Below are 20,399 nucleotides of genomic sequence, written 5' to 3'. Positions count from 1 at the left end.
CGGCTCAGGCCCGCTGCTGGTCCACGTACTCGAAGACGGTCCCGTCCGGATGCATCACCAGCAGACTGCGCCCGGCCGGGCTCGGCAGCGGCCCGGCGAGGATCCGCGCGCCGAGACCGGTCAGCACCTCGTGCGCCTGCGCCACGTCCTGCACCGCGATGGTCGCCGTCACCTTCCGGAGAATCTCCAGCTCCGCCTGCGGCCCGCTCATCAGCAGAAAGGACCCGATCGCGGCGACCTGCACCCCACCGCGCGCGAACCGCTGGGCTCTGCCGCCCGCCAGCCGCTCGTAGAACGGGACCGCGGCTTCGAGGTCATCGACGCAGATGCGCAGTGTGGCGCCAAGAATCTCCATACGGACGAGCCTAGTTGGACTTCCCGGCCGACGGTGGCGCCGCCGGAGCCGGCCGCACACCGCCATGCCGTTCGGGTGACCCGCGGGACGTTTGAGTGCCGCGCTCACGGATACACGGGAAACCTCCCGTGAGCCGACCTGCACAACGATCCGTGGAGAACCATGAACACCGCCGAACTCGACGAACTCGCAGAACTCGCCGCGCAGTTGCGCGTCGACAGCGTACGCGCCTCCGCCGCCGCGGGCTCCGGGCACCCCACCTCCTCGATGTCCGCCGCCGACCTGATGGCCGTCCTGCTGGGGCAGCACCTGCGCTACGACTTCGAACGCCCCGAGCACCCCGCCAACGACCGCTTCGTCCTGTCCAAGGGCCACGCCTCACCCCTGCTGTACGCCGCCTACAAGGCGGCCGGCGCGGTCGAGGACGGCGAACTCCTCACGTTCCGCAAACTCGGCAGCCGGCTGGAGGGGCACCCCACGCCCCGGCGGCTGCCCTGGGTGGAGACGGCCACCGGCTCCCTCGGCCAGGGCCTGCCCGTCGGCGTCGGCATCGCCCTGTCCGGCAAACGCCTGGAGCGCACCGGCTACCGCGTGTGGGTGCTGTGCGGGGACAGCGAACTGGCGGAGGGCTCGGTGTGGGAGGCCGCCGAACACGCCGGGTACGAGCAGCTGGACAACCTGATCACGATCGTGGACGTCAACCGGCTCGGCCAGCGCGGCCCCACCCGGCACGGCCATGACCTCGACGCCTACGCCCGCCGCTTCAGGGCCTTCGGCTGGCACGCCGTCGAGACCGACGGCCACGACATCGAGAAGATCGACCAGGCCTACCGCGAGGCACTGGCCACCACCGGGCAGCCCGTCGTCGTCCTCGCCCGCACCCTCAAGGGCCGGGGAGTCGCCGCCGCCGAGGACCACGAGGGCCTGCACGGCAAGCCGCTGCCCCACCCCGAGGAGGCCGTCGCCGAACTCGGCGGACCGCGCCACGTCCACGTCCGCGTCGGCGAGCCGCCCGCCGCCGCCGCGCTGCGCGACCGCACCATCGAGGCGGTCCTGCTCCCGCGCTACGACGAGGGCGACGAGGTCGCCACCCGGGACGCCTTCGGCGCGGCCCTCGCCGCGCTCGGCACCGCCCGCGGCGACGTGGTCGCCCTGGACGGGGAGGTCGGCGACTCCACCCGCACCGAGGCCTTCGCCAAGGCCCACCCCGAGCGGTTCTTCGAGTGCTACATCGCCGAACAGCAGCTCGTCGCCTGCAGCGTCGGCATGGCCGCGCGCGGCTGGCTGCCGTACGCCTCCACGTTCGCCGCGTTCCTCACCCGCGCCCACGACTTCGTGCGCATGGCGTCCGTCAGCGGCGCCGGGATCAACCTGGTCGGCTCGCACGCCGGTGTCGCCATCGGGCAGGACGGGCCCTCCCAGATGGGCCTGGAGGACCTGGCGATGTTCCGCGGCGTGTACGGCTCGACGGTGCTCTACCCGTGCGACGCCAACCAGACCGCCCGCCTGGTCGCGGCCATGGCCGGCCTCGACGGCATCCGCTATCTGCGCACCTCGCGCGGCGCGACACCGGTGATCTACGGGCCCGGTGAGGAGTTCCCCGTCGGCGGCAGCAGGACGCTGCGCACCAGTGACGAGGACCGGGCTAGCGTGATCGCGGCCGGGGTCACCGTGCCCGAGGCGCTCGCGGCGGCCGACCGGCTCGCCGAGGACGGCATCCGGGTCCGGGTGATCGACCTGTACTCCGTCAAGCCCGTCGACACCGAGACCCTGCGCCGGGCCGCCGACGAGACCGGCTGCCTGCTCACCGTCGAGGACCATCACCCCGAGGGCGGCCTCGGCGACGCCGTCGCGGAGGCCTTCGCCGACGGCCGGCCCGTGCCCCGGCTGGTCCGGCTCGCGGTGCGCACCATGCCGGGCTCGGCCGCGCCCGACGAGCAGCTGAACGCGGCCGGCATCGACGCCGTGGGCATCGTGAACGCCGTGAAACTGCTGGTGGAGGAGAAGGCCGCGCGCTGAGCGGCGACACGGCAGGCCGGCGCCCGCGGCGGACCGCGCCGGCCTCTGTGGCGCGGGCGCGGCCGCAGGGTCAGTCTGGAGCTGGAGCAAAGGAGGGACCATGGCCGGACTGCGCTACGTCTATGCCGTCTGCCGCCCCTTCGACACGCCCCTTCAGTCCCAGCTGACGGGCGTCGCGGGCGCCCCGCCGGGCCTGCTGCGCCACCGCGGTCTGGTCGCGGTCGTCAGTACGGTGCCCGAGGCCGACTTCGGCGAGGAGGCCTTCCAGGCCCACCTGGAGGACCCGGTGTGGCTGGCGGCCACCGTCCGCGCGCACCGCGGTGTGATCGACGCGCTGGCCACGGTCACCACCCCGCTGCCGCTGCGGCTCGGGACCGTCTGCGAGGACGACAGCGTGGCGCGCACGCTGCTGGAGACCCACGAGGACTCCTTCCGCCGGGTCCTGGACCGGCTGGAGGGCCGGGTGGAGTGGGGCGTGAAGGTGTACACGGAGCCGACGGCCGCCCCCGGATCCGCCCGCGAGCCCGGTTCCGCCGCCGGCGCCGGTGTGCCTGCCGGGCCCGGCTTCGCCGCCGAGCCGGGGGAGGCCTTCGTCCGCACCCTGCACGAACGCCTCGCCGGGCGGGCGGAGGCCTGCCGCGTGCGCGTCCCGGCGTGCACCCCGCCGGGCCACGCGGCCCGGAACGTGCTCGACGCGGCCTATCTGGTGCCCCGGGTGCACTGCGAGGAGTTCGTGGAACTGGTGGACCGCACGCGGGCCGAGGAACCGGGAGTCCGGGTGGAACTCACCGGTCCCTGGGCCGCGTACTCCTTCACGGGCGAGGAGACCCGGTACTCCTTCACGGGCGAGGAACCCCGCTGACCTTCAGGCCTCCTTGCGGCACAGGATCTCCCCGTGCAGCACGCCGAACCAGCCGTCCTCCCGCCGGCCCCAGTCCCGCCATGCCTCGGACACCGCCCGCAGCCGCTCCTCGGTCGCGTGCCCGCCCTGCACGGCCCGCTCCGCGTAGGAGGAGGCCACGGTGCGGTCCGCCCACAGCCCGCTCCACCAGGCCCGCTCCTCGGGCGTGGCGAACGTCCAGGTGGCGGACGTCGCGGTGATGTCCCGCAGCCCGGCGGCCCGCGCCCACGCCAGCAGCCGGCGCCCGGCGTCCGGCTCGCCGCCGTTGGCCCGGGCCACCCGCTCGTACAGATCCAGCCAGTCGTCCAGGCCGGGCACCGCCGGGTACCAGGTCATCGCCGCGTAGTCCGCGTCGCGTACCGCGATGAACCCGCCCGGCTTCGTCACCCGGCGCATCTCGCGCAGCGCCTGCACCGGGTCGCCGACGTGCTGGAGCACCTGGTGGGCGTGGACCACGCAGAACGTGTCGTCCGGATAGTCCAGGGCGTGGACGTCGGCGACCGCGAAGTCCACGTTGGCCAGCCCGCGCGCCTGAGCGGTGGCCCGGGCCTGCTCCAGGATGCCGGGCGCGTGGTCGACGCCGGTGACATGACCGTCGGGGACCAGCTCCGCCAGGTCCGCGGTGATGGTCCCGGGACCGCAGCCGATGTCCAGGATCTTCATGTGCGGCTTCAGCGAACCGAGCAGATACGCCGCGGAGTTGGCGGCGGTCCGCCAGGTGTGCGAACGCAGCACCGACGCGTGGTGCCCGTGCGTGTAGACGGCCGTCTCCCGTGCTCTCGGCATAGCGGTTCCCCTTCACCTCTGGTCCGGCGGTGGTCCGACGGTGGTACGGATCACCGTACGCGCGCAGGCCGAATAATGAGACCGTCGTTTTGCATCATGGACTGACGGTGCGTCAGAGAATGGGTGCGCGGACGCTGCCGCGCAAGGGCCGCGCGACGGCGGGCGCGGGCCCGGCGGACCGGCCCCCGCCCGCGTCCGGATACCCTGAGGTGCCCGCTTCCGTGTGTGCGTCCGCGCCGGGCGCATGACCGGCGCGAAGGGAGAGCCCCGCATGCGTCTGCTCCTCGTCCGCCATGGCGAGACCCCGTCCAACGTGGACCACCTCCTGGACACAGCCGTGCCCGGACCGGGACTCACCCCGCTCGGCGAGGCACAGGCCGCCGCCCTTCCCGAGGCGCTCGCCGGCGAGCACATCGACGCCCTCTACGTCTCCACCCTGCTGCGCGCCCAGCTGACGGCGGCCCCGCTGGCCGCCGCCCGGGGCCTCGAAACCATCGTCCGCGACGGCATCCGCGAGGTGTCCGCCGGCGACCTGGAGATGCTGCCCGGCGAGTCCACCGAGGGCCGGGAGTACATGCGCACCATCTTCGCGTGGGCGGCCGGCGACACCACCCGGCGCATCCCCGGCGGGGAGAGCGGCGAGGCGGCCCTCGCCCGGTACGACGCCGTCGTCGCCGAGGCCGCGGCCGGCGGCGCCGGCACCGCCGCCCTCGTCAGCCACGGCGCCGCGATCCGCCTGTGGACCGCCGCCCGCGCCGACAACGTCGACGTCGCCTTCGCCGCCGCCCGCCCCCTCCACAACACCGGCGTGATCGTCCTGGAGGGAACCCCGGCCGACGGCTGGAAGACGATCTCCTGGCAGGGCGCCGCGGTGGAACCGGCCGGAGAGCCCGGCCCGACGGGAGAACCCCTCGACGCGGCCCGATGACCGCCCCGGCACCGAACGCCGCCCGATAAGCGTTTGCCCTGTTCACCGCCCACCCCGCACAATGCCAGGTCATGGGACATCTGGAAGCCGCACACCTCGAGTACCACCTCCCCGACGGGAGGACCCTCCTCGGGGACGTGTCCTTCCGCGTCGGCGAAGGCTCCGCCGTCGCCCTGGTCGGCCCGAACGGCGCCGGCAAGACCACCCTGCTGCGGCTGATCTCCGGCGAGCTGAAACCCCACGGCGGCACCGTCACCGTCACCGGCGGCCTCGGCGTCATGCGCCAGTTCGTGGGCTCCGTACGCGACGAGACGACCGTACGCGACCTGCTCGTCTCCGTCGCCCCGCCCCGCATCCGCGAAGCGGCCAAGGCCGTCGACGACGCCGAGCACGCGATCATGACCGTCGACGACGAAACCGCCCAGCTCGCCTACGCCCAGGCCCTCGCCGACTGGGCCGAGGCCCGCGGCTACGAGGCCGAGACCCTGTGGGACGTGTGCACCACCGCCGCGCTCGGCATGCCCTACGACACGGCCCAGTGGCGGCAGGTGCGCACCCTCTCCGGCGGCGAGCAGAAGCGCCTCGTCCTCGAAGCCCTGCTGCGCGGCACCGACGAGGTCCTCCTGCTGGACGAGCCCGACAACTACCTCGACGTACCCGGCAAACGCTGGCTTGAGGAGCAGCTGAAGCAGACCCGCAAGACGGTCCTGTTCGTCTCCCACGACCGCGAACTCCTCGCCCGCGCCGCCGAGAAGATCATCTCCGTCGAACCGGGCCCGGCCGGCGCCGACGCCTGGGTGCACGGCGCCGGCTTCGCCACCTACCACGACGCCCGCCGCGAACGCTTCGCCCGCTTCGAGGAACTGCGCCGCCGCTGGGACGAGAAACACGCCCAGCTCAAGAAGCTCGTGCTGAGCCTCCGCCAGGCGGCCACCGTCTCCCACGAGCTGGCCTCCCGCTACGCCGCCGCACAGACCCGACTGCGCAAGTTCGAGGAGGCCGGCCCGCCCCCGGAGCCGCCCCGCGAACAGGACATCACCATGCGCCTCAAGGGCGGCCGCACCGGTGTAAGGGCCGTCACCTGCAAGGGACTTGAACTGACGGGCCTGATGAAACCCTTCGACCTGGAGGTCTTCTACGGCGAACGGGTCGCGGTCCTCGGCTCCAACGGCTCCGGCAAGTCCCACTTCCTGCGCCTCCTCGCCGGCGACGACGTGGCGCACACGGGGGAGTGGAAACTCGGCGCACGCGTCGTCCCCGGCCACTTCGCCCAGACCCACGCCCACCCCGAACTCCACGGCCGCACCCTCCTCGACATCCTGTGGAAGGAACACGCCCAGGACCGGGGCCCGGCCATGTCCCGGCTGCGCCGCTACGAGCTGACCCAGCAGGCCGAGCAGGCCTTCGACCGGCTCTCCGGCGGCCAGCAGGCCCGCTTCCAGATCCTCCTGCTGGAGCTCGCCGGCGCCACCGCGCTGCTCCTCGACGAGCCCACCGACAACCTCGACCTGGAATCGGCCGAGGCCCTCCAGGAAGGCATGGAGGCCTTCGACGGCACGGTCCTCGCCGTCACCCACGACCGCTGGTTCGCCCGCTCCTTCGACCGCTACCTCGTCTTCGGCACCGACGGCCGCGTCCGCGAGACCCCGGAACCCGTCTGGGACGAACGCCGCGTCGAACGCGCCCGCTGACCCCCCCGCACCCCGCGCCCCCGGGCCTTCGCAGGCTCAGGGCGCGGGATCTTCGTATGGTGGATGGCAGGAACCCCGGCCTCCCGGGATCCTCCCGGCAGCACGCTCGGGGCCGGGACCACGGACACGACGAGCGGGGCACCACCATGACCGGAGTCGACCCCAGCCGACTGGACGACCAGCAGCTCATGAAAGAGCTGGAGACGATCCACCGCACGCGCCACGACACCCTGCTGTACGGCTCCAACGACGCGCTGCGCGCCCACAACGAGCGCATGGCGCAGCTGGAGGGCGAGTACCTGCGCCGCAACCCGCGCCGCCTCGTCAGCGCGGGCCGCACCCGCGAGGGCGCCCGCGACCGCTGCTGCGGCGAGACCACGACCCCGCGCACCGCCGGCGCCTGACCGCCACCCCGCGCCCACACCCCGCGCCCACACCCGGGGCCGCCCCTGCCCGGCCTTCGCCTCCACCTGCCCGCGCCGGAACCCTGCCGCGCCGGTCGCCGACCGCGCCGTACCGCGCCGCGCGGTGCCGTACCGGACACCGCCGCACCCCTCCCGCGCGCCCGGCCGCTCCCTCGCCCCGCGACCGCAGGCCCGCGGCACGGCAGAGCCTCCTCGCCGGGCCCCGGCAGGGACACCGGCGCCGGCCGTCCGCCCCTGCCGGCCGCCGACCGCGCCCTACCACCACGTGTCCGCCCCCGCACCGCCCCGAACAGGCGCCGCGCCCCCGTCACCCGGCTGGGCGTCCCCGTCCCGCGAATGGGGTCCGGCGACGCGCGGTCCGGCGCGGCACGGGCTGTGATGGCAACCAGGGCACACCCCGTGCCCCCGGCCCCGTGCCCGTGGCGCCGTCCGGCAGCGCCCGCCGTACACGCGGGTCCGCCGATCCGCCGCAGCCCGTCGAGGAGCCCGTCCCATGCGCCGCACCGCCCGTGCCCTGTCCGTCGCCCTCGCCGCCGGTGCCGCCCTGTTCCTGCCCGGCCCCACCGCCACCGCCGCCCCGGCCGGCCCCCTCCCCACCGTCGTCGCCGCGAACTGCGACACCACGACCGGCACCTCGCCCGGCAACGCCACCGGCCCTCCTCCGCCCGGCAACGCGACCGGCCCCATGACGGGCCCGATGACCGGCGGCGGGACCGGTGGGGGGTCCGGCGGCGGGACCGGCTCTATGTCCGGCGCCGCGACCGGCCCCACGACCGGTGGCGCGACCGGCTCTTTGTCCGGCGCCGCGACCGGTCCTTTGTCCGGCGGCGCCACCGGCCCTCCGGCCGGCGGCGTGACCGGCCCAATGTCCGGTGGCGCGACCGGCTCTTTGTCCGGCGGTGTGACCGGCCCCTTGCCCGGCTCCGCCACCGACCCCTTGTCCGGTGGCGCGACCGGCCCGTCGTTCGGCGCCGGCGCTGCGGCCGGCCCTCTGCCCGACCCCGCCAGTGACCCGCTGCCCGGCGCAATCGAGGCCCCGGCCCAGCTCTTCCCCGAAACCAAACCCTGCGCCGACAGCGGCGGCACCCAGTGCCGGCCCGGGGACGCCTCCTGCCGGGAGAGCACCGGCTGCCGGGACGGCGAGTCCTGCGCCGACCGCACCCCGTGCCGCGACACCGCACCGTGCCAGAGCGGCGGACGCGACTGCCTCACCAGCGGGAGCGGAAGCGCGAGCGGGAGGGGAGGCGTCACCGGAAGCGGCGCCTGCTCCGACACGGACACCCACACCCATACCTGCACCGAGCCCAGCGACCCCCGGCACGACTCCCCGCACGCCGCCCCGTCGCACGGCACCCCGTCCCGCGACGGCGACGACTGCGCCCCGGCCGGCGTGCAGCACGGTGTCGAGGCCGGGCAGGGCGGCAGCTTCACCGGCTCCGTCCCCGCCCTCGTCGCCGGCGGCGTCCTCATCGCCGCCGCCTGCGCCGGGGCCGGCCACCGGCTCCACGGCCACCGGCGCGCGGTGGGCCGCCCCACCGGAGGATGACCGGGGCAACGCCCGCACCGCTCACAGGCGCCCGCCCGCCGGGTACACCCACCGGAGACCGGCCCCCCTCCCGCGCCGGCCGCCGTACCCCGCGACCCCGGACAGCGGACTGCACAGCAGCCCACGACGAGCCCACGACGACCCATCACGGACTGCGCGGAGGCGGACATGCGGCGGACGGACCCCGAGGGCCACGGCCCCGTCCGCTACGGCCCGCCCCTGCCCGGCGACGGCCTGCCCGTCCTCCCCGAACTCATCGCCGTACTCGCCGCCGCCGCCCGCCGCACCGACGCCCAGCCCGTCGGCGGCGCCCCCGGCCTCCTCGAAGCGGCCTGCGGCTACTGGACCCGGCGCGGCCTGCCCACCGTCCCCGACCAGGTCGCCGCCGGCCCCGGCGCCCCCGCCCTGCTCCTCGCCCTCACCGCCGCGCTCGCCTCGGACGGCGCCGACGTCCTCGTACCCCGCCCCTGCGCCGCCTGGTGGGCGCCCTACGCGCGGATCCTCGGCCGGCCCGTCTACCACGTGCCCACCCCCGCCGAGAGCGGCGGCGTCCCCGACCCCTACGCCCTGCTGGAGACCGTCCGCCGGGTCCGCACCGAGGGCGGCGACCCCCGGCTGCTCGTGCTGTCCGTCGCCGACGACCCCACCGCCACCGTCGCCGCCCCCGAACTCCTCCACGAGACCGTCGAAGCCGCCACCTCCGAAGGCCTGCACATGGTCAGCGACGAGACCTGGCGCGACACCCTGCACGACCCCCACGACACCGTCCTGCTCAGCCCCGCCGAGATGCGCCCCGACCGGGTCACCGTCGTCACCGACCTCGCCGGCTCGCTGCTGCCCCCCGGCTGGCCCGCCGCCGTCGCCCGCTTCCCCGCGACCGGACCCGGACTCCACCTCCACGCGCGCGTGCTCGACATCCTCACCGCACTCGGCGCCCGCGTCGCCGCCCCCGTCGCCGCCGCGGCCGGCTACGCCCTCGACGAACCCCCGCCCGTCACCGAGCGCCGCGAGCACACCGTACGACTCCACGCGCGCGTGGCCGCCGCCGCGCACGCCGCGCTCGTCGCCGCCGGTGCCCTCGCCCGCCCCCCGCAGGCCGGCCGCCACCTCTACGCCGACCTCGGCCCCCTGCGCGCACCCCTCGCCGCCCAAGGAGTAGGCGACGCCCAGGAGTTGGAGGACTTCCTCACCACCCGCCTCGGCATGCCTGCACCCGGCGGCCACCGCTTCGGCGACGACCTCGCCGCCCTGCGCGTACGCCTCGCCACCGGCCCCCTGCTCGGCACCACCGACGACGAACGCGCGGAATGCCTCACGTCCCCCACACCGTTGGAACTGCCGCACGTGCACCGCGCGTTGATCTCCTTGACATCGCTCCTCGACGATCTCCGCGACGAAGCCCAGCGACGGGAGTCTCCTCGATGACGCAGCAGACGCAGCAGACTCAGCAGACGCACGGACCCGGATCGCCCACGACGACCTCGCCCACGCCCCCCGCGCCTGCCGCGTCTCCCGCGGCACCTCCGGCCACGACCGCCGTCACCGTGGCCGCACCGACACCCCTCGCCCCCTCCGTCCCGCCCCTCGCCGAGCCCCGCCCCCTGGGCGAACACCGCGTGTGGCCACGGACGTTCCACGACCGGCTCACCGCCCCGCTTCCCGGCCTCAGAGCGATGGCCCGCTTCGCCCGCGAAGGCGCCGTGCGCCCCGGCACCGAAGGCCTCGCCGACCGCCCCCTGCTCCCCGTCGAACCCGGCCCGCTGCCCCGCCCCGACACCCACGCCCTCGCCGTCACCTGGGCCGGACACGCCAGCTGGATCGTCCGCATCGGCGGCCTGACCGTCCTCACCGACCCCGTCTGGTCCCGCCGTATCTTCGGCACCCCCGCCCGCATCACCCCCGTCGGCGTCCCCTGGGACAACCTGCCCCGCATCGACGCCGTCGTCATCAGCCACAACCACTACGACCACCTCGACGCCCCCACCCTGCGCCGACTCCCGCGCACCACACCGCTGTTCGTCCCCGCCGGACTCGCCCGCTGGTTCAGGCGCCGCCGCTTCACCCACGTCACCGAACTCGACTGGTGGGAGGGCGCCGAACTGGCCGGAGTCCGCTTCGACTTCGTCCCCGCCCACCACTGGTCCAAGCGCACCCTCACCGACACCTGCCGCAGCCTGTGGGGCGGCTGGATCCTCACCGGCGCCGACGGCCGGCGCCTCTACTTCGCCGGCGACACCGGCTACGGCCACTGGTTCTCCCGCATCGGCCGCCGCTACCCCGGCGTCGACCTCGCCCTCATGCCCATCGGCGCCTACGACCCCCGCTGGTGGCTCAGCGACGTCCACTGCGACCCCGAGGAAGCCGTCGAGGCCACCCTCGACCTCGGTGCCCCCCGCATGGCACCCATGCACTGGGGCACCTTCGTCCTCTCCGCCGAACCGGTCCTCGAACCGCTCACGAGAGTGCGGGTGGCCTGGGAAAGAGCGGGACTGGAGAGGGAAGACCTGTGGGATCTGCCGATCGGCGCCTCAAAGGTGCTGCATCACAACGCCCCGACAGCGGCACGGGGAACTGCGCGAGAAACCACGACAAACCCGTAGCCCGAAGACGACCGCACCACGACAGCGCTACCGAAACCGCCGCACCACACTCGGCACCCCACTGACCACCACCGTCAGCGCCACCGCCACCACAACCCCCTCCCAGGGCTCACTGAACAACGAACCCCCCAGGATCCCGATGACTTGATACGTCGCTGTCCACGCCAGACACGCCGCCACATTCCCCCGGCCGAACCGCCCGAGCGGCCAATCAGCCATCAGACAAGCCAACATCACCGGAATCCGACCGGCTGGCACCAGCCGGGACAACACCAGCACCGCAACACCGTGCCCGGCCAGCCTCCCCCTCGCCGAAGCCAGCGCGGCGTCCGGCGCCCGCGACCGGATCGCCTCCAGCCACCGCGACCCGCCCCGCGACCGCATCCCACGCCGCCCCAGCCAGTACAACGCCCCGTCCCCCAGGAACGCCGCCGACGACGCCGTCACGAACACCAGCGCCAACGAGAACGGCGCCGTCTGATGGAACGCCACCACCGCCGCCGAACTCACGAGCGCCCCCGTCGGCACCACCGGCACCAGCGCCCCGATCAACACCAGCAGGAACAGCGACGGATACCCGATAGCCTGCTGCGTCGACTCTGGCGGAACCACCGGTACCGCAGGCGCCGACGCGGCCGCCCACACCCCGGCGGACACCGGCAGGCTCACCGCGCGACCTCCAGCCGCACACTCTCCCCGTGCCCCAGCCTGCACACCACCACCTGCGGCGCCACCACCCCCGCCAACCGCACGAACTCGTCCCCCGGCGCGGAGAACTCGTGCGGCCGCACCGCATCCATCCCGATCGGCCAGTACGTCCCGTAGTGCACCGGAACCGCCAGCCGCGGCGCCAGCCGGGCCAGCGCCCGCGCCGCCCGCCCCGCATCCAGATGCCCCTCACCCAGGAACGGCCCCCAGCCGCCCACCGGCAGCAACGCCACGTCCACCGCCCCGACCCATTCCGCCATCGCGTCGAACAACCCCGTGTCCCCCGCGAAGTACGTCCGCGCCTCCCCCTCCACGACATACCCCAGCGCGGGCGCACGACGCGGCCCCACCGGCAACCGCCGCCCGTCGTGCGCCGCGGGCACCACCCGGATCCGCACCTCACCGACGCACACCTCGTCCCCCGGCACCACCTCGGTCACCCGCAACTGCCGCAGCCGGCGCAACACCGGCACCGCCCGCGGCGCACCCCGGGGCACGAGCAGGCGCGTACCTGGCGCGAGCGACGCCAGCGAGGGCACATGCAGATGATCGGCGTGCAGATGGGACACGAGCACCACGTCCGCGCGCCGGGCCCCGGCCGGCGGTACGTCCCCCCGGCGCCGCCGCAGATGCGCGAGCCGGCGCGCGAACAGAGGATCGGTCAGCACCCGTGTGCGCGCATCCTCGATCGTGCAGGTCGCGTGACCCCACCAGGTGATCTCCACCGGCACCTTCTTCCGCCTCCTTCACGCGACTCCCCGAAGCCTACGGGCAGGAGTAGGGTCGGCGGCGAAACCCGGAGGTGAGGGGGGACGCCATGGGACAACCGCAGGCCGCCTCCGGCATGCCCGCGCCCGTACGGGTCACCGCCATCGCCAGCCTGACCCCGCTGGAGGAACTGGAGGCCGACCCCTTCCTCGTCGACGCCCGCAGCCAGCACGCCATGTGCGCCCGCTGGGCCGCCGAGCACGGATACGTCGTCGCCCGCGAACTCCTCGTCGGCGGCCTGCGCTTCGACCACTGCGCCCTGTGGGACGGCGTCCGCCCCGGCATCGACGTGTTCGTCGCCCCCAGCCTGCGCGTCCTGCGCCGAGCCCTGTCCTCCGTCGAGGCCTTCACCGCCGAATGCGCCCGGCGCGGAGTGCGCGTGGAGACGGCCGACCGCGCCGAACCGGCCTACGACGCCCAGATGAAGGCCCGCGTTCACCGCCGGCTGTCCATGCCGACCGCCGGCTACGACGGCCGCTGAGCCGTTGCCGAGCCGCACAGCCACAGGCCGGCGCCCCCGGACCGGTATGACAAGGTGGAGCGGGGCCCGGCCGTCGAGCGGGCCGGGACGTGGGGTGGACAGGGCGTGCGTGGCGTACGAGGCGTTCCGTGGCGGCGGGTCGCCGGTCAGATCGGACGGAGCACCACCGTATGGGCGGCCTCCACCCTCACCATGCTGGCCCTCGCCGCCCTCCTGCCCGACTTCCAACTCCAGTCCGCCGACGGCGACAGCGCCACCCGGATCGCCATCACCGCCGCCTGCGGCGCCGGCGCCTTCGGCGTCCTGTCGGCCGTCGTCTGGCCACTCCTGGTCCGGCTCCTGCTCCTCGTCCCCGCCCTCTTCCTCGGCCTGCTCGTCTTCGTCCTCAACGGCTCCCTGCTGCTGCTCGCCCTGCGCATCAACCCCTCCGGCCGGGGCGCGGCCGCCCCGGAGACCGCGGTCATCGTGGCCGCCGTGATGTCCGCCGTCGCCTCGGCCACCGGCGCGGCCCTCGCCGTACGCGACGACGAGGCCTACCGCCGCCGCCTGCACCGCCTCGCCGCCCGCCGCCGCAGATCCGACCCACCCTGCCCCACCACCCCCGGTCTGGTCTTCGTCCAACTCGACGGCGTCGGCCACGACGTCCTGACGGCGGCGGTCGGCAAGGGGCTGATGCCGACGGTGGCCGGGTGGCTGGCGACGGGCGACAGCGCGCCGTCGACGGTTGACGTGTCGGCAGTCGACGGTGTGCAGTCGACGGTGGATGCGTCGGGGGTCGACGGTATGCAATCGACGGTCGACGCGCGGCTGGTCGACCGTATGCATGCGACGGTCGACGCGCGGCCGGTCGACGGTATACGGTCCACGGTCGACCGTCGCCCTGTCGACGGCGGACAGGAGACAGCCGACGGTCGAACGTCGACAGTCGACGGTCGATCGCATACACCCACAGCCGCAGCCCCACCTCCACCGCCAGCCACCCACCGCCTCACCCCCTGGCGCACCGACTGGTCCAGCCAGACCGGCGCCAGCCAGCTCGGCATTCTCCACGGCAGCACCTTCGACGTGCCGGCGTTCCGCTGGTACGAGAAGGACCGCGGCGAGGTGATGGTGTGCAACCGGCCGACGAGCGCCGCCGAGCTGCAGCGCCGCGCCGCCGTGCACACCGGCGACGGCGGACTGCTCACCATCGACGGCGCCAGCCGCGGCAACCTCTTCAGCGGCGGCGCCGGCGAGCAGGCCCTCGTCCTGTCCATCGCCGCCCGCCGACGGGGCAGGGAGAACCGGTCTCGCGCCGGTTACTTCGCCTACTTCTCCGACCCCGCCAACGCCGTACGCACCGCCCTGTCCTTCGGCGCCGAAGTCGCCCGCGAGGTCGGCCAGTCCGTCCGGGCCCGGCTGCGCGGACAGCGTCCCCGGGTCGGCCGCGGCGGCCTCTACCCCCTCGTGCGGGCCTTCGCCACCGTCGTCGAGCGGGACGTCGTCGTCGCCGCGGTGATGGGCGACATGCTCGCCGGGCGCACCGCCGTCTACGCCGACCTGGTCGCCTACGACGAGGTCGCCCACCACTCCGGCCCGCACAGCCGGGACGCCGAGAAGGTGCTGCAACGCCTCGACCGCGCCCTCGCCCTGCTCCAGCGGGTCGCCGAACACGCCCCCCGCCCCTACCGCCTCGTCGTCCTCTCCGACCACGGCCAGAGCCCCGGTGAGACCTTCCACGGCCGCTACGGCCTCACCCTCGGCGACCTCGTCCGCGCCGGCTGCGGACTGCCCGTGCCGCGCCGCGCGGGACGTACCCGCAGCGGCGCCGAGGCCCGGGCCGCCGTGCGGGCCGCGCTGCGCCGGCCGGTGGAGGAGACGGGCGAGCAGCACCGTCCCGCCCGCACCCTCCGGGCGGGCGGACCCCCCGATCGCCCCGCCCCCGGCTCCGAGCCGATCGTGCTGGCCTCCGGCAACCTCGGCCTGATCTCCTTCCCGGACGTGCACCACCGCATGACCCGGGAGGAGATCGACGCCCGCCACCCTGCCCTGCTCACCACCCTCGCCCACCACCCCGGCATCGGCTTCCTGCTGGTGCGCAGCGCGGAGCACGGCGGTGTGGTGCTGGGCGCGCACGGCGCCGAGGTCCCGCTGGCCGACCTGGACGACGCGTCCGGGCCGCTGTCCGGCTTCGGGCCCGGCGCCGCCGACGCCGTCCGGCGCACCCACTCCTTCCCGCACACCGCCGACATCATGGTGAACTCCGCGTACGACCCGGCCGGCGGCGAGGTGCTCGCCTTCGAGGAGCAGATCGGCTCCCACGGCGGCCTCGGCGGCGCCCAGTCCCGCCCGTTCCTGCTCTCCCCGCTCGACCTGTCCGCACCGGCCGCGGACCGTGAGGAACTCGTCGGCGCCGAGCAGGTGCACCACGTACTGCGCCGCTGGCTGCGCGAGCTGAACGGCCCCGAGGTCCCGCTCACCACCGTCACCGAGGAGGAGGAACAGGCGGCCTGAACACCGCGCAAGGCCCGGCGGAACGCACCGTCACCTTCCGTTCACCACGTGTGGGCCGGTCTTCGGCATGCGGCGGGCCCGGATGTGATCGGATGGGGACACGGAACCCGGAAACGGCACCCGGAAACGGGACCGACCACCCGCGAAAGGAACCACCGTGGCCACCACGCGTACCGCGCACACCGTCTGGGAGGGCGAGCTGCTCACGGGCAGCGGCACCGTCACCTTCGACTCCTCCGGCATCGGCTCGCAGCCGGTGTCGTGGCCGTCGCGCGCCGAGCAGGCGAACGGCAAAACCAGCCCCGAGGAGCTGATCGCCGCCGCCCACTCCAGCTGCTTCTCCATGGCCCTCTCGCACGGCCTGACCGGCGCCGGCACCCCGCCCACCCGCCTGGAGACCAAGGCCGACGTGACCTTCCAGCCGGGCGAGGGCATCACCGGCATCCACCTCTGGGTGCGCGGCGAGGTCCCCGGCCTCGACGAGGAGGGCTTCGCCTCGGCCGCCGAGGACGCCAAGAAGAACTGCCCGGTCAGCCAGGCTCTGGCCGGTACGACCATCACGCTCTCGGCCGAGCTGGCCTGACGCCCCCGCGCCGTCCGGTGCCGCGTCCCGTCCCGGGGGCGCGGCACCGCCGTTCCCGCAGACCGAGCGCGTCCGGGGTCCGCCATCCGGTATCCCGCCATTGACACCGCCGTACGCACGTCATGTGCTGGGAGTGCCGAAGGACGCCCTGGCGCGAGCGGAAGGGGACGGATCATGGCACGTGCGGTCGGGATCGATCTCGGGACGACGAACTCGGTGGTGGCCGTTCTGGAGGGCGGCGAGCCCACCGTCGTCACCAACGCGGAGGGCGCGCGGACCACGCCGTCGGTGGTGGCGTTCGCGAAGAACGGGGAGGTGCTGGTCGGCGAGGTCGCCAAACGGCAGGCCGTGACGAACGTGGAGCGCACCGCCCGCTCGGTGAAACGGCACATGGGCGACGCCGCCTGGCGCTTCCCGGACAGCGGTACGGTCGACGGTTCCCGGCTGCGCGCGCAGGAGCTGTCGGCGCGGGTGCTGCAGAAACTGAAGCGGGACGCGGAGGCCTACCTCGGCGAGGACGTCTCGGACGCGGTGATCACCGTGCCCGCGTACTTCGACGACGCCCAGCGCCAGGCCACCAAGGAGGCCGGGGAGATCGCCGGCCTGAAGGTGCTCAGGATCATCAACGAGCCCACCGCGGCCGCCCTCGCCTACGGCCTGGACCGGGGCGAGGAGCAGACGGTCCTGGTCTTCGACCTCGGCGGCGGCACCTTCGACGTGTCCCTGCTGGAGATCGGCGACGGCGTCATCGAGGTGAAGGCCACCAACGGTGACACGCACCTCGGCGGCGACGACTGGGACCAGCGGATCGTCGATCATCTGACGAAGCGGTTCAAGGCCGGGCACGGCATCGACCTGGGCGCCGACAAGATGGCCGTGCAGCGGCTGCGGGAGGCCGCCGAGAAGGCCAAGATCGAACTGTCGTCGTCCTCCGAGACCACGGTCAACCTGCCCTACATCACCGCCTCCGCCGCGGGCCCGCTGCACCTGGAGGAGAAACTGACGCGGGCCCAGTTCCAGGAGCTCACCGCGGACCTGCTCGACCGCTGCAAGCAGCCCTTCCATCAGGCGGTGCAGGACGCGGGCATCGAGCTGTCCGCGATCGACCACGTCATCCTCGTCGGCGGCTCGACCCGGATGCCCGCCGTCACCGACCTCGTGCGCGAACTCACCGGCAAGGACCCGCACAAGGGCGTCAACCCCGACGAGGTCGTCGCCGTCGGCGCCGCCCTCCAGGCGGGCGTGCTGCGCGGTGACGTCAAGGACGTCCTCCTCCTCGACGTCACCCCGCTCTCCCTCGGCATCGAGACCAAGGGCGGCATCATGACCAGGCTGATCGAGCGCAACACCACGATCCCGACGCGCCGTTCGGAGATCTTCACCACCGCCACCGACAACCAGCCCTCGGTCGGCATCCAGGTCTACCAGGGCGAACGCGAGATCGCCGCCTACAACAAGAAGCTCGGCGTCTTCGACCTCACCGGACTGCCGCCCGCCCCGCGCGGCGTCCCGCAGATCGAGGTGGCCTTCGACATCGACGCCAACGGGATCATGCACGTCTCCGCCAAGGACCTCGCCACCGGCCGCGAGCAGAAGATGACCGTCACCGGCGGCTCCGCCCTGCCCAAGGACGACATCGACCGCATGATGCGCGAGGCGGAGCAGTACGCCGAGGAGGACCGCCGGCGCCGGGAGGCCGCCGAGACCCGCAACCAGGCCGAACAACTCGTCTACCAGACCGAGAAGTTCCTCCACGACAACGAGGACCGCATCCCCGCCGACACCAGGTCGCAGGTCCAGGAAGCGGCCACGGAACTCAAGGGCCTCCTGGACCGGAACGCGGACACCGGCGAACTGCGCACCGGCGTCGAGAAACTCGCCACCGTCAGCCAGAAGATGGGCCAGGCCATGTACGCGAACACCTCCGCCGGCACCGGCGAACCGGGCCCGGCCACGGAACAGGAGACTCCCGCCGGTGAGGAAGGCGTGGTGGACGCGGAGATCGTGGACGAGGACAGGGACACCAAGGGGGGCGCGGCCTGACTCCTCAGCCGCCCTCGGCCCCGGCGCTCCGGGTGGGCCGGCTGCCGGGGAGCACCGGCACGTCCGCCACGAGACGTGTCCTCGGCCGGAGCGTGAACAGGTATACGAGCAACAGGATCCCGCAGGGGGCGGTCCGTACGGGATGTCACAGGTCCCGTACGGGATGCCGCAGGTCCCGGACGCGGGTCACAGGGCCTCGCGGAACTCCCGCAGCAGGGTCTGTGTGCGCTGCGCCGACGCGGCCCGGACCGTCATGTGGTCCAGCACCTCCAGATGTGCGGCCACCTCGCGACGGGAGTCCAGGTACAGCGCGCCGGTCAGATACTCGGTGAACACCATGTCCGGCAACTCCGGCTCGGCGAACCGGAACAGCGTGAACGGAGCGTACGTCCCCGGGTGCGGGCCCGCCGAGAACTCGGCGATCTGCAGCGTGACCCGGTCCCGCCCGGCGAACTCCAGGAGCTTGTCCAGCTGGTCGCGCATCACCTCGCCGCGCATGCTCACCGGGCGGCGCAGCACCGTCTCGTCCATGATCACCCACAGGTGGGGCGGGTCGTTCCGCTCCAGCAGCCGCTGTCGCTCCAGGCGCAGCGACACATGCCGTTCCACGGTGTGCGGCGAGGTCTGCCCGACCGTGCCGGCTTCCATCACCGCGCGTGCGTACTCCTCGGTCTGGAGCAGGCCGGGTACGAAGTGCGGCTCGTAGGAGCGGATGATCCGGGCGGCGCCCTCCAGGCTGACGTACATGCTGAACCAGTCCGGCAGCACGTCGTGGAACCGCTGCCACCAGCCCGGCTGGTTCGCCTCCTCGGCCAGCCGCACGAACGCGGCCGCCTCCTCCTCGGGCACCCCGTAGGTCTCCAGCAGTACCTGCACGTAGGGGATCTTCAGGGCGACGTCGGCCATCTCCATGCGCCGTACGGTCGCCGACGCCACCCGCAGGACTCGGGCGGCCTCGTCCCGGGTGAGGGCCGCCGCCTCGCGCAGCTCCTGCAACCGCTTGCCGAGCACCACCTGGCCCACGGTGGGCGCAGCCCGCCGCTCACTCACGCCACGCCTCCCCTACGCGCCGAAGTACGCGGGCAGTCTGCCACGTGATCGCCTCTCGCACACGGGTCCGAGGGCATCAAGATGGCCGACGAACGCCGGGGCAGCGGGGGAGAAGCGTGGTAGGGGCAGGCAGGGGACTGGTATGGGCGGTCAACCGGCCATCGTGTGCAGGTACTTGGCGGTGGCCGGATCCGCGGGCAGGAACGTCTCGATGGCGAGTTCGGCGACCGTGACGTCCATCGGCGTGTTGAAGGTGGAGATCGACGACACGAACGACAGGATCCGGCCGTCGTGCTCGATACGCAACGGCAGCGCGAAGTACGCGACCGGGTCCGCCGGTTCACCGTCCCCGCCGTCTTCGACGTCGCCCCGCGCGCTCTCGGGCACCGGGTAGCCCGCCACCTCCTCGTACAGGGCGCGCAGCCGCTCCGAGCGCTGCAGGGCGATCTGCCGCTCCATCTGCTCCAGCAGATGCCCGCGCCAGGCACGCAGGTTGCGGATGCGCGGCGCCAGCCCCTGGGGGTGCAGGGTCAGCCGCATCGCGTTCGGCGCCGGTGCCAGCAGCTTCTCCGGCACCCCGTCCAGCAGCATCGCGATGCCCCGGTTCGCGGCCACGACCGTGTAGCAGGCGTCGACCACCAGCGCGGGGTAGGGCTCGTAGCACTGGATGAGGTGTTCCAGGCCGGCCCGCAGCGCGTCCAGCGCCGGGTCGTCCAGCGGGGTCTCCGGGTAGTGCGGGGCGTAACCGGCCGCCAGCAGCAGGGAGTTGCGCTCGCGCACCGGCACGTCCAGATGCTCGGCGAGTCGCAGCACCATCTCCTCGCTCGGCCGCGACCGGCCGGTCTCGACGAAACTGATGTGCCGCGCCGACGAGTCGGCGCGCAGCGCCAGCTCCAGCTGCGAGACCCGGCGCCGCTCCCGCCAGGCGCGCAGCAGCGGGCCGACGCCCTTGTCGGCGGCGGTGACGGCGACGGGGGCGGTGGCGGACGCGGAAGGACCGGAAGCGACAATGGTCATACGTC

The 20,399-nt window shown here is 73.9% G+C and carries 18 protein-coding genes; 12 read left to right on the top strand and 6 right to left on the bottom strand.

Going from position 1 to position 20,399, the window contains the following annotated elements:
* Nucleotides 1-4: 4 nt before the first annotated feature.
* Nucleotides 5-355 carry a VOC family protein gene (locus tag ACFC8N_RS17885; RefSeq protein WP_356030499.1) on the bottom strand — a complete coding sequence of 117 codons (351 nt, stop codon included), beginning with the start codon at nt 353-355 and terminating at the stop codon, nt 5-7.
* A 162-nt stretch (nt 356-517) separates the two neighbouring features.
* On the opposite strand from ACFC8N_RS17885, the gene ACFC8N_RS17880 reads away from it, so the two are divergent.
* Both ACFC8N_RS17880 and ACFC8N_RS17875 read left to right on the top strand, forming a co-directional pair.
* The gene (locus ACFC8N_RS17880; protein ID WP_356030498.1) at nt 518-2,374 is read left to right on the top strand and encodes a transketolase; all 1,857 of its coding nucleotides are present in this window, start codon (nt 518-520) and stop codon (nt 2,372-2,374) included.
* A gap of 100 nt (nt 2,375-2,474) precedes the next feature.
* Nucleotides 2,475-3,236, top strand: a complete 762-nt coding sequence (locus ACFC8N_RS17875) for a GvpL/GvpF family gas vesicle protein (protein WP_376288726.1) — start codon at nt 2,475-2,477, stop codon at nt 3,234-3,236.
* 3 nt (nt 3,237-3,239) lie between these two features.
* Here ACFC8N_RS17875 and ACFC8N_RS17870 read toward each other — a convergent pair whose 3' ends face one another.
* Nucleotides 3,240-4,061: a class I SAM-dependent methyltransferase gene (locus tag ACFC8N_RS17870; protein ID WP_376288725.1), complete on the bottom strand. Its 822-nt coding sequence runs from the start codon at nt 4,059-4,061 to the stop codon at nt 3,240-3,242.
* A 271-nt stretch (nt 4,062-4,332) separates the two neighbouring features.
* Here ACFC8N_RS17870 and ACFC8N_RS17865 point away from each other — a divergent pair, with 271 nt between their 5' ends.
* The 6 genes from ACFC8N_RS17865 (at nt 4,333) to ACFC8N_RS17840 (ending at nt 11,251) form a co-directional block, all read left to right on the top strand.
* On the top strand, nt 4,333-4,989 hold the full coding sequence (locus tag ACFC8N_RS17865; RefSeq protein WP_376288724.1) for a histidine phosphatase family protein: 657 nt from the start codon (nt 4,333-4,335) through the stop codon (nt 4,987-4,989).
* Nucleotides 4,990-5,060: 71 nt separating this feature from the next.
* Nucleotides 5,061-6,680 (top strand): ABC-F family ATP-binding cassette domain-containing protein, encoded by a 1,620-nt coding sequence (locus tag ACFC8N_RS17860; protein WP_376288723.1) that lies wholly within the window; start codon nt 5,061-5,063, stop codon nt 6,678-6,680.
* A 146-nt stretch (nt 6,681-6,826) separates the two neighbouring features.
* Nucleotides 6,827-7,084, top strand: coding sequence for a DUF6158 family protein (locus ACFC8N_RS17855; protein WP_376288722.1), 258 nt, complete (start codon nt 6,827-6,829; stop codon nt 7,082-7,084).
* Nucleotides 7,085-7,598: 514 nt separating this feature from the next.
* Entirely contained in the window at nt 7,599-8,651 is a 1,053-nt protein-coding gene (locus ACFC8N_RS17850) for a hypothetical protein (protein ID WP_376288721.1), read from the top strand.
* A 168-nt stretch (nt 8,652-8,819) separates the two neighbouring features.
* Nucleotides 8,820-10,076 carry an aminotransferase class I/II-fold pyridoxal phosphate-dependent enzyme gene (locus ACFC8N_RS17845; protein WP_376288720.1) on the top strand — a complete coding sequence of 419 codons (1,257 nt, stop codon included), beginning with the start codon at nt 8,820-8,822 and terminating at the stop codon, nt 10,074-10,076.
* Nucleotides 10,073-11,251: an MBL fold metallo-hydrolase gene (locus ACFC8N_RS17840; RefSeq protein ID WP_376288719.1), complete on the top strand. Its 1,179-nt coding sequence runs from the start codon at nt 10,073-10,075 to the stop codon at nt 11,249-11,251. The genes ACFC8N_RS17845 and ACFC8N_RS17840 overlap by 4 nt, the downstream gene beginning before the upstream one ends.
* Before the next feature lie 27 nt (nt 11,252-11,278).
* On the opposite strand, the gene ACFC8N_RS17835 is transcribed toward ACFC8N_RS17840, so the two are convergent.
* Nucleotides 11,279-11,914 carry a DedA family protein gene (locus tag ACFC8N_RS17835; RefSeq protein ID WP_376288787.1) on the bottom strand — a complete coding sequence of 212 codons (636 nt, stop codon included), beginning with the start codon at nt 11,912-11,914 and terminating at the stop codon, nt 11,279-11,281.
* Between the two features lie 2 nt (nt 11,915-11,916).
* Nucleotides 11,917-12,690, bottom strand: coding sequence for an MBL fold metallo-hydrolase (locus ACFC8N_RS17830; RefSeq protein WP_376288718.1), 774 nt, complete (start codon nt 12,688-12,690; stop codon nt 11,917-11,919).
* Between the two features lie 86 nt (nt 12,691-12,776).
* Here ACFC8N_RS17830 and ACFC8N_RS17825 point away from each other — a divergent pair, with 86 nt between their 5' ends.
* From ACFC8N_RS17825 to dnaK, 4 genes are all read left to right on the top strand, one after another.
* A complete protein-coding gene (locus ACFC8N_RS17825) occupies nt 12,777-13,208 on the top strand; it encodes a hypothetical protein (protein WP_356030488.1) in 432 nt (143 codons plus the stop codon).
* Between the two features lie 192 nt (nt 13,209-13,400).
* The gene (locus ACFC8N_RS17820; RefSeq protein ID WP_376288786.1) at nt 13,401-15,701 is read left to right on the top strand and encodes an alkaline phosphatase family protein; all 2,301 of its coding nucleotides are present in this window, start codon (nt 13,401-13,403) and stop codon (nt 15,699-15,701) included.
* 157 nt (nt 15,702-15,858) lie between these two features.
* Nucleotides 15,859-16,284, top strand: coding sequence for an OsmC family protein (locus ACFC8N_RS17815; RefSeq protein ID WP_356030487.1), 426 nt, complete (start codon nt 15,859-15,861; stop codon nt 16,282-16,284).
* A 174-nt stretch (nt 16,285-16,458) separates the two neighbouring features.
* Entirely contained in the window at nt 16,459-18,327 is a 1,869-nt protein-coding gene (gene dnaK, locus ACFC8N_RS17810; protein WP_376288717.1) for a molecular chaperone DnaK, read from the top strand.
* Between the two features lie 186 nt (nt 18,328-18,513).
* Here dnaK and ACFC8N_RS17805 read toward each other — a convergent pair whose 3' ends face one another.
* Both ACFC8N_RS17805 and ACFC8N_RS17800 read right to left on the bottom strand, forming a co-directional pair.
* Entirely contained in the window at nt 18,514-19,377 is an 864-nt protein-coding gene (locus tag ACFC8N_RS17805) for a helix-turn-helix domain-containing protein (RefSeq protein ID WP_376288716.1), read from the bottom strand.
* A gap of 150 nt (nt 19,378-19,527) precedes the next feature.
* Nucleotides 19,528-20,394: a helix-turn-helix domain-containing protein gene (locus tag ACFC8N_RS17800; RefSeq protein ID WP_376288715.1), complete on the bottom strand. Its 867-nt coding sequence runs from the start codon at nt 20,392-20,394 to the stop codon at nt 19,528-19,530.
* Nucleotides 20,395-20,399 lie beyond the last annotated feature (5 nt).

Origin of the sequence: Streptomyces sp. NPDC055966 (genome assembly GCF_042269865.1) — a bacterium.
Lineage (GTDB): Bacteria > Actinomycetota > Actinomycetes > Streptomycetales > Streptomycetaceae > Streptomyces.
The sequence above is the reverse complement of the archived record's forward strand: the minus strand, read 5'-3'. Positions and strand labels throughout refer to the sequence as shown.

What these genes read in the sequence shown, in the direction of transcription:
- ACFC8N_RS17885 (WP_356030499.1), bottom strand. Translation starts at nt 355, where the DNA reads ATGGAGATTCTTGGCGCCACACTGCGCATCTGCGTCGATGACCTCGAA.
- ACFC8N_RS17880 (WP_356030498.1), top strand. Translation starts at nt 518, where the DNA reads ATGAACACCGCCGAACTCGACGAACTCGCAGAACTCGCCGCGCAGTTG.
- ACFC8N_RS17875 (WP_376288726.1), top strand. Translation starts at nt 2,475, where the DNA reads ATGGCCGGACTGCGCTACGTCTATGCCGTCTGCCGCCCCTTCGACACG.
- ACFC8N_RS17870 (WP_376288725.1), bottom strand. Translation starts at nt 4,061, where the DNA reads ATGCCGAGAGCACGGGAGACGGCCGTCTACACGCACGGGCACCACGCG.
- ACFC8N_RS17865 (WP_376288724.1), top strand. Translation starts at nt 4,333, where the DNA reads ATGCGTCTGCTCCTCGTCCGCCATGGCGAGACCCCGTCCAACGTGGAC.
- ACFC8N_RS17860 (WP_376288723.1), top strand. Translation starts at nt 5,061, where the DNA reads ATGGGACATCTGGAAGCCGCACACCTCGAGTACCACCTCCCCGACGGG.
- ACFC8N_RS17855 (WP_376288722.1), top strand. Translation starts at nt 6,827, where the DNA reads ATGACCGGAGTCGACCCCAGCCGACTGGACGACCAGCAGCTCATGAAA.
- ACFC8N_RS17850 (WP_376288721.1), top strand. Translation starts at nt 7,599, where the DNA reads ATGCGCCGCACCGCCCGTGCCCTGTCCGTCGCCCTCGCCGCCGGTGCC.
- ACFC8N_RS17845 (WP_376288720.1), top strand. Translation starts at nt 8,820, where the DNA reads ATGCGGCGGACGGACCCCGAGGGCCACGGCCCCGTCCGCTACGGCCCG.
- ACFC8N_RS17840 (WP_376288719.1), top strand. Translation starts at nt 10,073, where the DNA reads ATGACGCAGCAGACGCAGCAGACTCAGCAGACGCACGGACCCGGATCG.
- ACFC8N_RS17825 (WP_356030488.1), top strand. Translation starts at nt 12,777, where the DNA reads ATGGGACAACCGCAGGCCGCCTCCGGCATGCCCGCGCCCGTACGGGTC.
- ACFC8N_RS17820 (WP_376288786.1), top strand. Translation starts at nt 13,401, where the DNA reads ATGCTGGCCCTCGCCGCCCTCCTGCCCGACTTCCAACTCCAGTCCGCC.
- dnaK (WP_376288717.1), top strand. Translation starts at nt 16,459, where the DNA reads ATGGCACGTGCGGTCGGGATCGATCTCGGGACGACGAACTCGGTGGTG.
- ACFC8N_RS17800 (WP_376288715.1), bottom strand. Translation starts at nt 20,394, where the DNA reads ATGACCATTGTCGCTTCCGGTCCTTCCGCGTCCGCCACCGCCCCCGTC.